The 11,529-nt window shown below is 45.0% G+C and carries 10 protein-coding genes and 1 pseudogene; 5 read left to right on the forward strand and 6 right to left on the reverse strand.

The annotated features are described in order from the left end of the window. Positions 1 to 230: 230 nt before the first annotated feature. From ACZ5B7_RS29745 to fdhD, 5 genes and pseudogenes are all read right to left on the reverse strand, one after another. Positions 231 to 935, reverse strand: a complete 705-nt coding sequence (locus ACZ5B7_RS29745; protein ID WP_464492122.1) for a formate dehydrogenase subunit gamma — start codon at positions 933 to 935, stop codon at positions 231 to 233. Then, entirely contained in the window at positions 928 to 1,752 is an 825-nt protein-coding gene (locus tag ACZ5B7_RS29750; RefSeq protein ID WP_464492123.1) for a 4Fe-4S dicluster domain-containing protein, read from the reverse strand. Before ACZ5B7_RS29750 ends, ACZ5B7_RS29745 begins: the two co-directional genes overlap by 8 nt. Further along, positions 1,752 to 4,157, reverse strand: a pseudogene (gene fdnG, locus ACZ5B7_RS29755) (formate dehydrogenase-N subunit alpha); the annotation flags it as partial. The pseudogene fdnG and the gene ACZ5B7_RS29750, both read right to left, overlap by 1 nt. A gap of 12 nt (positions 4,158 to 4,169) precedes the next feature. Next, a complete protein-coding gene (locus ACZ5B7_RS29760) occupies positions 4,170 to 4,742 on the reverse strand; it encodes a twin-arginine translocation signal domain-containing protein (protein WP_241114171.1) in 573 nt (190 codons plus the stop codon). Positions 4,743 to 4,791: 49 nt separating this feature from the next. Further along, positions 4,792 to 5,589, reverse strand: a complete 798-nt coding sequence (fdhD, locus tag ACZ5B7_RS29765) for a formate dehydrogenase accessory sulfurtransferase FdhD (protein WP_464492124.1) — start codon at positions 5,587 to 5,589, stop codon at positions 4,792 to 4,794. A 251-nt stretch (positions 5,590 to 5,840) separates the two neighbouring features. Between fdhD and pdxK the strand changes: the two genes are divergently transcribed. The 3 genes from pdxK (at position 5,841) to bshB2 (ending at position 8,058) form a co-directional block, all read left to right on the forward strand. Continuing rightward, positions 5,841 to 6,683 carry a pyridoxine/pyridoxal/pyridoxamine kinase gene (pdxK, locus tag ACZ5B7_RS29770; RefSeq protein WP_464492125.1) on the forward strand — a complete coding sequence of 281 codons (843 nt, stop codon included), beginning with the start codon at positions 5,841 to 5,843 and terminating at the stop codon, positions 6,681 to 6,683. A gap of 322 nt (positions 6,684 to 7,005) precedes the next feature. Further along, positions 7,006 to 7,353 (forward strand): YojF family protein, encoded by a 348-nt coding sequence (locus ACZ5B7_RS29775; RefSeq protein WP_464492126.1) that lies wholly within the window; start codon positions 7,006 to 7,008, stop codon positions 7,351 to 7,353. 36 nt (positions 7,354 to 7,389) lie between these two features. After that, positions 7,390 to 8,058 carry a bacillithiol biosynthesis deacetylase BshB2 gene (bshB2, locus tag ACZ5B7_RS29780; protein ID WP_423800165.1) on the forward strand — a complete coding sequence of 223 codons (669 nt, stop codon included), beginning with the start codon at positions 7,390 to 7,392 and terminating at the stop codon, positions 8,056 to 8,058. A gap of 56 nt (positions 8,059 to 8,114) precedes the next feature. Here bshB2 and ACZ5B7_RS29785 read toward each other — a convergent pair whose 3' ends face one another. After that, positions 8,115 to 8,858: a Crp/Fnr family transcriptional regulator gene (locus ACZ5B7_RS29785; RefSeq protein ID WP_241114172.1), complete on the reverse strand. Its 744-nt coding sequence runs from the start codon at positions 8,856 to 8,858 to the stop codon at positions 8,115 to 8,117. Positions 8,859 to 9,141: 283 nt separating this feature from the next. Between ACZ5B7_RS29785 and ACZ5B7_RS29790 the strand changes: the two genes are divergently transcribed. Both ACZ5B7_RS29790 and nosZ read left to right on the forward strand, forming a co-directional pair. After that, a complete protein-coding gene (locus tag ACZ5B7_RS29790) occupies positions 9,142 to 9,591 on the forward strand; it encodes a cytochrome C (RefSeq protein ID WP_464492127.1) in 450 nt (149 codons plus the stop codon). Positions 9,592 to 9,606: 15 nt separating this feature from the next. Beyond that, positions 9,607 to 11,478, forward strand: coding sequence for a Sec-dependent nitrous-oxide reductase (gene nosZ / locus ACZ5B7_RS29795; protein WP_423800167.1), 1,872 nt, complete (start codon positions 9,607 to 9,609; stop codon positions 11,476 to 11,478). Positions 11,479 to 11,529: the final 51 nt, after the last annotated feature.

An 11,529-nucleotide genomic window follows, 5' to 3' on the forward strand; every position in this document is an offset into this window, starting at 1 on the left:
TGAAGCCTGAAATTCGCCGATTGAGTACGGAACTCCTTGTTTTTCGCTCTAAAAATTGGCGGATGAAACTCAATTCGCTAATAGAATCCTGAAATTCGCTAATAAACTCTTAAAATTCGCTAATAAACCATTAAAATTCGCTAATAAAATGACAGTACTCCCACTAAAGAGTCTACTTTTTAATGGGAATGGCTGCCTTTGACAGACAGCCAGCCCCTTTCCTCATAAAATTAAGCGCCTTTTTTATGTTTCGGATCATCCAACTCAGGGAAGTTACCCTTTTTGACCTCTTCTTCATACCATTCTTGGTAATGATCCTTTGCCCACCGTGCAGGAACCTCGCCGGTAATGACACCGGAGTAGCCTGGTCTTGAATTTTTATGAATCACACTCAAGTAAATGTGACCGACAATGACGGCAATTCCAAGAGCGAAGCCGACGTTGTGGAATAAGTAGCCCCATTGCACAAGAGCTCTCGGGAAATACTCAGGAAACCACATTGTGAAGCCTGAACAAATAACCAAAATTGCACAGAACATCTGCAGAATCGAGTTAATTTTTTCCCCGGCGTTGAAGAAGGTTTGTTTTATATGCTTAAACTTAAAGCCGAACAATTCTTTAACGAAACTGCCGAAAAATTCAAGGTCGCGCTTTTTCCATGTAATTAATTCTTTTAGCCAAAGCATCAGGAACTTCGGGCTAAAAATCAACAAGATCAAGGTTGGCGTTATAAATGTGACGGCGAAAATTCTGTGCAGCAGCCGGGCGTTGGCCGGGCCGCCAAACACCGGATACAGCCAGTCAAAGAATTCGGTATACATTGGCAGTGCTGTAATGTACAACGCAAAGAAGGAAATCCCATTGATTGCATGGGCCCAAACAAACGCCTTTGGAAAGCGGCGAACTTTTACATCAGGTTTTGTCTGATTACTCATTGCTTCCACCTCCGTCTTGCTCCTTGCCTTCTTTATTGAATAGCTTGTTTGTCACAAACGCACCGACAAGAGCCATCGTGGTGGCACCCAGCATCATCTTGCCGATTGGCTGTGCGTAATCCTTCCAAGCAACTGCGGAGGTTGGAACTTTTGGATTTTCCGGAAGCCCGTAAACTGACGGCTTTTCTGCTAAAACATAAACGGTGTGTGTGCCTCCAACGCCTTGCGGATTGTACACCTGGGCATTAGGATAACGGTCTTTGATTTCTTGGACGCGCTTTTCAGCTTTTCTGATCATCGCATCTTTATCGCCAAATTCCATTGCTCCAGTATGGCAGGTCGTTACACAGGCAGGCTGCAAGCCTTCTTCCAAACGGTCGGTACACATTGTACATTTGTGAGCTTTACGGTACTCTTTACCGTTTTTATCTTTGTATTCCTTTAGAGAAATCACTTCGAACGGACAGTTTTGGACGCAATAGCCGCATCCTACACACTTGTCTTGATCGATGACAACGGAACCAAAATCGGTATAGCTGATGGCATTCTCAGGACATACCTTTTCACACGCCGCATCCGTACAATGGAAGCAGGATGAGTGGCGGAACAAGTAATCCAGACCGCCTCCCGAATTCTCATGCTCAATGTACTGAAGGACGTTCCAGGTATCGGCGGTTGTTTTTGGATGGGACTGAGCACTGCCCTGGAATGCTGTCTCTTCAACAGGCAGGTCGTTCCAGTTTTTACAGGCCACCATGCAGGCTTTACAGCCGTCACATTTGGTCACATCAACGAATTTCACATATTCTTTAGCCATTAGTCAGCCCTCCTAACATCACAGAGGAATGCTTTGTATTCAGGAATTTGCGTGTTAGCATCTCCAATGTGCGGAGTCAGGCGGTTAGCTGTATCTCCTGTAACATATCCCTTATAGCCAAAATGCCATGGCATTCCCACTTGGTGCACGACTTTGCCTCTTACTTTGAAAGGTTTATAACGTTTTGTAACCATTGCGTATGCAGTGATTTCACCTCGTGCTGAGCTGACCGTGATTTTATCTTTGTTTTTAATGCCTTTTTCTTTTGCGAGTTCTTCACTTATTTCAACAAACATGTAACCGGCGATTTCCGACAGCCATTCTTGGTTTCGGGTCATCGAACCGGACTGCCAGTGTTCAGATACCCGGTAGGTGGTCGCTATGATTGGATAAGTTCCTTTTGAGCCTTTCTTGTTAAAGTCGCCTTCATGAATCACCACGGCCGGGTTTAATTCCACAGATGAGAAGGCATTTGGAACCGGGCTTTCAAACGGCTCATAATGTTCAGGGAAAGGACCTTCATTCATCGTTGGTGCATAAAGCAGCCCTACTCCGTCTTTATTCATCATGATTGCGCCTGTACCTCCTGGTGCTGAAGGTGCCAAGGTTGCGTTAAAGTCAGGAACGTCTGTGCCGACCCATTTATTCTGGATGGCATCCCACCAGATGATGGCTTTTTCCTTGCTCCAAGGATTGCCGTTTGCATCTGCTGCAGCACGGTTGTATAGAACGCGGCGGTTCATCGGCCAAGCAAATGACCAATTTAGATAGTTATGTCCACCCGTGTCTTTATTGTCGCGACTTTTTGATTTGTTCTTATCTTCTTCAGGATAGAAGCCGCTATAAATCCAGTTTCCGCTGGTAGTTGTTCCATCAGCTTTTAAGGCACCGAAACCAGGAAGCAGCTTGCCTGTTGTCAGGTCATAACCATTGATTTCCTTGGCAACTAGATCAATGTCACATTCCTCACCTTTGCCAAAATTCCAATCAAGCGCCAGGAATGGAGCAGCTTGTGCACTCAAGTCACCGGCATAGAGCTTTTTAAGCTTAAGTGCCAGCTCATGGATGATATCAAGGTCTGGTCTTGCTTCGCCTTTTGAATTAATAGCTTTCCAGCGATATTGCATCCAGCGTGAGCTGTTGGAAATACTTCCTTCTTTTTCAAATGAAGCGGATGCTGGGAGCAGGAATACTTCTGTATTGATTTTCGATGGGTCGCTGCCCGCTTCTTTTTTCCAGAAGGCCGCTGTTTCTGTTTCCCAAAGGTCAACGGCAACCAGCCATTTTAAGTTGCCAAGTGCTTCTTTTTCCTTGCCGGCATTCGGTCCGCCGACAACCGGGTTAGTACCCCACAGGAACGCACCGTCAAGCTCTTTATTGTACATTGCTTTGAATAAGAAAATGTGCGAGTAGTTCTTTGCCCCCGGTTTAGGTAAATATTGATAACCAAATTCGTTCTCGGCTGTTGCATTTTGCGCGTACCAAGACTTAAGTAGGCTGACCACGAATTTTGGTCTGTTGCTCCAATAGCCTGATGGAGGTGTTTCTTTCTTTAAGTAGCCCTCAAGTGTCGCGTGCTCAGGTACTGATGCTTTAGGAATAGCCAAGTAACCTGTCAGGTTATCCCATAATAATCCAAAGTCAGTGGAGCCTTGTACGTTTGATTCGCCGCGCATTGCGTTAATTCCGCCGCCTGGCAGGCCAATGTTGCCCAAGAGCATCTGGATAATCGCATAAGCACGGACGTTTTGCGAACCGACTGTATGCTGGGTTGTACCCATTGCATATAGAATGGTTCCTGCTTTGCCTACTTTGCTGGTTTCACAGAATGTCTTGTAAACCATTAATAAATCTTCTTTTGGTGTACCTGTTACAGATGAAACCGTATCCAAATCATAGCGCGAATAATGCTTCTTCAGTAATTGGAAAACAGTACGAGGGTTCTCCAGGGTTGGATCCGTTACCGGTTTTCCATCCGGTCCCGCAGTAAGAGCCCATTTTGTTTTATCATAAGTGCGTTTTGCTTGGTCATAACCAGAGAATAAGCCATCTTTGAAATCATAGCCATCCGCTACGATAAAGGAAGCGTTTGTATAGTTAATAACATATTCTTTGTGAATAAGATTATTTTCGAGTGCATATTTTATCATTCCGCCCAGGAACGCAATGTCTGTTCCGGAACGAAGAGGAGCGTAAATATCAGATACTGCTGATGTCCGAGTATAACGCGGGTCAACACTGATAATTTTACCGCCGTTTTCTTTTGCTTTTGTCAGCCATCTGAAGCTGATTGGATGATTCTCAGCAGGGTTTGCGCCCATAATTAGCGCTGCATCTGTATGCTGCAGGTCATTCCAATGATTTGTCATTGCTCCACGTCCAAACGATGGTGCCAGACCGGCAACCGTTGAACTGTGTCATATTCGTGCCTGGTGTTCTAAGTAAACAACGCCAAGCCCTCTCATTAATTTTGAAACCAAATACGTTTCTTCATTATCAAGTGCCGCACCGCCAAGGCTTGCAATCTTTTCAGTTCTATTTACCGTAACGCCGTTTTCCGAAACGATAAACGACTTATCGCGGCTTTCTTTTGTACGTTTGGCAATGGTATCGAGCATCCATTCCCAGTCTTTTTCTTCCCATTTATCGCTGCCAGGAGCCCGATAAAGAGGTTTCGTCATCCGCTTTTCAGAAGTGTATAACTGTCTGAGTGTCGTTCCTTTGCTGCATAGCTTGCCTTCATTAATTGGGTTATCCGGGTCCCCCTCCGTATAAACCACTGTGTTGTCCTTTGTATGGACTAAGATCCCGCAGCCGACGCCGCAAAAACAGCAAATGGTTGGTGTTACAGTAGCTTTGGCAATTTTGAATTCCTTTGATTTCGCATAGGCTTTTTGCTCATTAAAGCCCAGTTCGACAACCGCTAAAGTGGCAGCGGTTGCACCGGATAGCTTTAAAAATTGCCGGCGATTTAAGTTCATTTCAACCATTTCCAATCTCCTTCCCAAGAGTAATGAATAGAACATCCCATTTTTTTGTTTATCTATATAGTTCTACCGGCTGATTCCCCCCTTCAAAGCTTCTCTCCAAGAGCGGCTCTGGATTTACATCGTTTTCGACCCGTCCTGCCGCGGTATAGATCATCGCCATTTTCCCTCTTAAATAGCCGATTACTTCTATATTTAAGTACCGCGCCAGCTGGATAGCCTGCTTGGTTGCGGCCGTCCGCGAGCCGATAACAGGAAAGCCGAATTTAGCTGCTTTTGAGAGCATTTCATATGAAACCCTGCCGGTTGTAAGAAGTACAAGCCGGTCGGGTCGTAAGCGGTTTCTCAAGGCGTGTCCGATAATCTTATCGACGGCATTATGCCGGCCGATATCCTCTCGAATGGTGATATTTCCCTCTTCATCCACAATGCAGGCGCCATGCATGCCGCCTGTTTCCAAATAAAAACGGGAGTTCTGAGCAAATTCGCTGCGTTTTTTTAAAAGATAGCTAAGCTGATAGATTTGATTTGATGTAACCTTATCGAAGTTCTTTACATCAGTCATTGAAAAAAATGTGACGCCCCTGCCGCAGCCTGCTGTGTAATGCTTCTTCTTTGAAAAGACTTGCTCTTCATCAAAGGCTGCGCTTAAAGTGACATGGATGCTCCCCATATCTTCATTGATGACGATGGCCTCAATATCATTTGCTGCCTGAATAAATCCTTCAGAAAACAAATAGCCATATGTCCAATCCTCGAGATCAAATTTTGTCAATTGGAAAATCGCCATTTCGTACCCATTAATGATTAATGAAATGGGATATTCGTCGGGACAACTTTTGTGGTTCATTGTTTTCCCACCACCTTTGAAGAGTATTTCTCATTAATAGAGTAATTTTGGAGGAGTCTTTTGAAAGTAATTTTTATCACTATGAATTGATTAAAATAGTAAAAAAGTTGGATATTTCACTTTTTTGTCAAACACTTTCGACAGGCGAAAAAAATCATTTGCACCATTGTAAAAGTTTATTTTGGTTGTTTTTTTGCTGTTGAATTATAATAATAGGGTGATTATTAAGCCTTTTTTAGGAGGAGTACATAATGAGCATTAAGAAGGTAATGACAATTGCCGGTTCAGATACGAGCGGCGGGGCCGGAATTCAAGCGGATTTGAAAACATTCCAGGAGCTTGGCGTATACGGCATGACTGCTTTGACTTGCATCGTCACAATGGATCCAAAAGATAACTGGCATCATAATGTGTTCCCAATTGCGGCAGATGTTCTTGAAAAGCAACTGGAAACCGTCCTTTCTGTTGGCATCGATGCGATGAAAACAGGGATGTTGGGCACAGTTGAACTGATTGAGATTGCCGCGAAAACAATCGATGCGCACAAATTGGAGCGGGTTGTGATTGACCCTGTCATGGTGTGTAAAGGCGAGGACGAGGTGTTAAACCCGGAAACGACCGATGCGATGCGTGAGCTTTTATTGCCTCGCTGTTTGGTAGTGACACCAAATCTGTTTGAGGCTGGACAGCTTGCCGGCATGAAAACGCCGAAGACAGTGGAAGAAATGAAGGAAGCTGCTGTAAAAATTTTCGACCTAGGGGCAAAAAATGTCCTAATCAAAGGCGGCAGCAAGCTTCAATCTGAGGAAAACGCCGTCGACCTTCTATATGATGGCAAGGAATTCCGAATTTACGAATCACCAAAATATAATACAACCTTTACGCACGGCGCCGGCTGCACCTACTCATCTGCGGTCACAGCTGAACTTGCGAAAGGAAAATCCGTCTTTGAAGCAGTCGAAGTGGCGAAAGACTTTATCGCCGCAGCCATCGAACAGGGCTTCCGCCTCAACGAATACGTCGGCCCAACCTGGCACGGCGCCTACCGCAGTTCAAAAAGCAAAACCGAATACTGCGAAGACTGCGCAGAATAATTTCCTAAAGAGCTGAACACGACGTTCGGCTCTTTTTTCTTTAAAAATGTGAAATGATGCTAAACTTGTTGATTGGAGCGGAGGGCACTCGACTCCTGCGGGATAGAGAGGTCACTGGAGACCCCACAGGCGCTTTCAGCGCCGAGGAGGCTCCAGGACCTCCCCGCGGAAAGCGAGTGCCCGGAGCGGAAATCAACTCTTAACCGAGCATTCATTTCGCATTTTTTATCCAATTTTAGTATGATAGTTACATTCTTAAAGAAAAATATCTCGTAGACTAAATCCTATTTTTTATAAGAAATAACGGGAAGGAGGAATCAGCTTGGAACTAGTGAACACCAATCAAGTACAGGAAGCCATTAATAGCTTCGTAAATAAAGAAGTATATATTCACCTTGAAACCACAAACGGTGCCTATGCATCACATCGCGATCAATCATTCTTTTCGGCAGGCGCTTATATCCGAAACGCCAAAGTCCAATATGAAATAGGGAAAATCACCGGAAAAGGTCCTTACCGGGTGGGCTTAAAAATTAACCTTGGCTGGATTTACGCTGAGGGCATCACTCATTTTGAAATCGATGAACTGGGACGGCTGCTGCTTGCCGGCCATGACAATGAAGGGAAACTAGCCGTCGCATTGGAAATCAGCCCGACTCCCTTTGAATAGTGGTTTCATGCGTCAGTCCTGAAAGGAGAATGTAAAATGGAAAAAGAACGCCATGTCCTAGTTGTCTTTCCACATCCGGATGATGAGGCATTTGGAGTATCCGGGACAATAGCCACCCACATCAAAAATGGCACCCCTGTTACTTACGCCTGCTTAACCCTTGGGGAAATGGGCCGCAATATGGGGAATCCGCCATTTACCAATCGGGAAAATCTCCCGAAAATCAGAAAAGCGGAACTAAAGGAAGCTGCCCGCGCTTTAGGCATCCAAGATTTACGCATGCTCGGCTACCGCGATAAAACTGTAGAATTTGAGGATGAAGAAAAGCTGGCCGACGTTATGTCCGCCTTGATTGATGAACTGAATCCTTCTTTGGTTATCACCTTTTATCCCGGCTATGCTGTACATCCCGACCATGACGCCACCGGCGCGGCCGTCGTCCGCGCTGTCGAAAGGCTTCCTGAAGCCGCACGGCCAACCTTACACTGCGTTGCCTTCTCGAACGATTGTATTGAAAAACTTGGTGAAGCTGACATCATTAATAATATCAGCCCTGTCGCCGAAATAAAGCTAGCCGCCATCAAGGCACACCGCTCGCAAACGGAGCAAATGTTTGCCGACGTGTCCGAAAAACTAAAAAACCAAGACCCACAAATTATGGTCTGGATCAACAACGAGCGCTTTTGGACGTACAAATTTGATTAAATATATAAAGGGACCCGTCATCTCCACTTTTAGAGTGGTGACAGGTCCCTTTCCTTTTAATATTCTTTATGGAGCAGCGTGCAGAATTTGCACCAGTCAAGGATGATGATTTTCCGCGATTTCAAATCAATCATTTCCTCTTTTTTAAGTTTGGAGAAGACACGGCTGATGCTTTCACGCGAGGTGCCGACGACGGTGGCGAATTCCTGTACGGTTAACGGTATTTCAACTTCCCAGCGTTTGAAGTCTGGGTTAAACTTCCGTCCGAGCCGCTCCAGCATCTTTACCGTTTTTGCATAAACATCGAGCAGGACCACATCCCTTAACTGTGAGGTCATTTCTCTTAAAGCATCGCTCATATAGCGGATCATTTGCATAGAAAGCTCCGGATATTGGTAAAGATCCTGCTCGAGCTCTTGCTTATCCAAAAAGAACAGCCGGCCATCCTCAAGCATCGTTGCTGTTGCCGGGTAACATTCTTCCTTCCGTGTGAATAAACATGCTTCGGCGAAAATATCCCCTTGCTGCTTCACACAAACGATAATTTCATTCCCGTTCTCATCCTGTTTGGCGAGCTTAACCGACCCGGAATGAATGAAGAAGACTCCTTTTGCCTTCTCATCCTCTTTGATAATCCGCATCCCTTTTTTCACTTCAAGCGTTTGAATCCGCCTTTCAATGATATTTAGCGATTTCGGGGATAAGTCTTTAAAAATCTCAATTTTTCGAAGTAATCCTTCTTTGTCGACTTCCTGAATCACTGATAAATTCGGCTCCAGTAATTTTTTGATGCGCTCCAACCTTCCCACCACCTTTACCTGGCTTATTTTCCTCTAATTGTAAGCTATTTCTCACGTTATAGAAGTGAAAAGGGTCACAATACTGCAAATCGCAAATACATCATGGAAAAATTGTTTTTCACAGAACGTTCATTTTTAAAAAAACGCTTTAGATATATGCTTTTGGGGCCCTTTCACAGAACGTTCAAAAACCCTTCATTTCGTGTGACGAACGTCACAAATTTACAAAATTTAATGAATTAGGATGAAACTGTTCAATTGACTAAAAGGAGGGGGAACAAATTTGAAAAAAGCTCTTATTAGTTTTGCCATTAGCCTTGTGCTCGGCTTCGGGCTTGGATATCTAGTATTTGATGTCATCATGGGGAACTCCAGTGACTCAGGAAAGGCACCGCAAACCGCCCAGGCTGTTTCGAAGGAAAAAGCGGCGGATGATTCCAGCAAACCTAAGGAAACAGCCTCAACTTCCAGCGCGAATGACGATAACATCCTTAATAAAAAGGGATGCCTTGGCTGCCATAGCGTGGAAGCGCTCAACATAAAAGGCGGTGCAGTCGGACCGGATCTTTCCCAAGCCTTTGTAAACGTTGAAGGCAAGCACGGCAAACCAATTGAGGAATTCTTAAAACAGCCTACATCCGCTGTTATGTCAGGTGTTATCGGCAAAAATCCATTAACCGAAGAAGAAGAAAAGCAAGTACTAGACCTGCTCAAGCAGGCATCTGAAAAATAAGGTGGTGTTAACCGAATGAAAAAATGGGTTCCAATCGCATCCGGCCTGCTAGCCGGGTTTGCTGCAGCAACACTGTCGTTCGCTGATTTTTCGTCGAACAACACGAAGACTGAGGCCGCAAACGCCAGCAACAAGAGCAATGCCGAAAAGGTTTATGTACCATTTGGCAAAAAAGATGATTATTATTTATTCGCATCCGGCGGCCACTCCGGGCAAATGTTTATCTACGGTGTGCCTTCGATGCGCAAAATCAGAACAATTCCGGTCTTTTCTCCGGATTCCGCTACTGGCTATGGCTTTGATGAGCATTCCAAGAAAATGATGGGTGATTATACTTGGGGTGACCTTCACCACCCTGCTTTCTCGGAAACAAACGGCGACTATGACGGCAAATGGATGTTTGCCACTGATGTCGGCAACAGCCGTGCCGCAGTCGTTGATTTAAAAACCTTTACAACAAAAGACATCCTTAATGTTCCAAACACAGCCGGCCCGCACTGTGCCGCGTTTGTAACGGAAAATACCGAGTATATGTTCCTCCCGACACGTTTCGCCGTGCCGCTTGGACAACAATATGAATCTCTAGATGATTACAGCCAGAAATACCGCGGTGTGATGTCAGCCGTAACCTTTGACGAAAAGAATGTAAAGCTGAACATCGCTTACCAGGTGGCCCTTCCACCTTGGTCCTATGACCTTTCTGATGCTGGGAAAAAGAGTTCAAAAGACTGGGCTGTGATGACAACCTACAATACGGAAGAAGCAACAACTACAATGGAAGTCAATGCCTCACAGGCTGACCGTGACTACATCGTTCTGTTCAACTGGAAAGAGCTTGAGAAGATGGTCAAGGAAGGCAAGTACGAGGATGTTGGCGGTCAAAAAATGATTTTCCCTGAAAAAGAAAAAGGCGGCATTTATTTAGTGCCGGTTGCCAAATCGCCGCACGGTGTTGACGTAACCCCAGACGGCAAATATTTCATCGCTTCCGGCAAGCTTGCTCCTGCGATGACTGTATTCTCATTCGAAAAAGCCTTTAAGGCCATCGAAAAGAAAGAATTTGCCGGCGACCGCAACGGTATTCCGATCTTAAAATATGAATCCGTAATGGAACGTGAAGTGAACCCAGAAAACGCACTTGGACCACTTCATACACAGTTTGATGACAAAGGCATGGCTTATACAACCATGTTCATTTCTTCAGAAATTGTAAAATGGGATCCAAAAACCGGTAAAACTTTGGACCGCGTGCCTGTTCAGTATTCCCCAGGCCACTCTGTTGCTGCTGAAGGCGACACCGTTGCACCTGATGGAAAATGGCTGATTGCCTTGAACAAGATTGCCAAAGACACCTATTTATCGGTCGGACCTTCTCATCCAGAATCGATGCAGCTAATCGACATCAGCGGCAAAATGAAAGTCGTTCAATCAGCACCGGTTGACCCTGAGCCGCACTATGCACAGATGATCAAAGCCGACAAAATCAAAACGATTAACGTTTATCCGAAGGATCCAAACAATAAGGATGCAGTCTATAAACAAAGTGACACCAAAATTGTCCGCAACGGCAATGAAGTCCATGTGTACGGAATTGCGATGCGCTCGAGATTCATCTTCGACAGTAAGTCAAAACGACCTGACGTCATTGAAGTGAACCAAGGTGACCATGTCTTCATCCATTTGACGAATATCGATTTCGATGAAGATATTACCCACGGTTTTGCGATTAACAGCTATGACTTAAACATGGAAGTTCAGCCTGGCCAAACCAATACAATGGAGTTTACCGCTGATAAAGCAGGTACCTTCCCGCTTTATTGCACAAACTTCTGCTCGGCTCTGCACCAAGAAATGAACGGCTACTTCTTGGTAAAACCAAAAAATTAACGGACTACCGCGAGGCACAGGCTTTCGCTTAAAAAGCTAGTAACTTTCAAC

Source organism: Neobacillus sp. S1115 (assembly GCF_055385565.1).

What these genes read in the sequence shown, in the direction of transcription:
- bshB2 (WP_423800165.1), top strand. Translation starts at nt 7,390, where the DNA reads ATGGAAAAAGAACGCCATGTCCTAGTTGTCTTTCCACATCCGGATGAT.
- ACZ5B7_RS29750 (WP_464492123.1), bottom strand. Translation starts at nt 1,752, where the DNA reads ATGGCTAAAGAATATGTGAAATTCGTTGATGTGACCAAATGTGACGGC.
- ACZ5B7_RS29760 (WP_241114171.1), bottom strand. Translation starts at nt 4,742, where the DNA reads ATGGTTGAAATGAACTTAAATCGCCGGCAATTTTTAAAGCTATCCGGT.
- fdhD (WP_464492124.1), bottom strand. Translation starts at nt 5,589, where the DNA reads ATGAACCACAAAAGTTGTCCCGACGAATATCCCATTTCATTAATCATT.
- ACZ5B7_RS29745 (WP_464492122.1), bottom strand. Translation starts at nt 935, where the DNA reads ATGAGTAATCAGACAAAACCTGATGTAAAAGTTCGCCGCTTTCCAAAG.
- nosZ (WP_423800167.1), top strand. Translation starts at nt 9,607, where the DNA reads ATGAAAAAATGGGTTCCAATCGCATCCGGCCTGCTAGCCGGGTTTGCT.
- pdxK (WP_464492125.1), top strand. Translation starts at nt 5,841, where the DNA reads ATGAGCATTAAGAAGGTAATGACAATTGCCGGTTCAGATACGAGCGGC.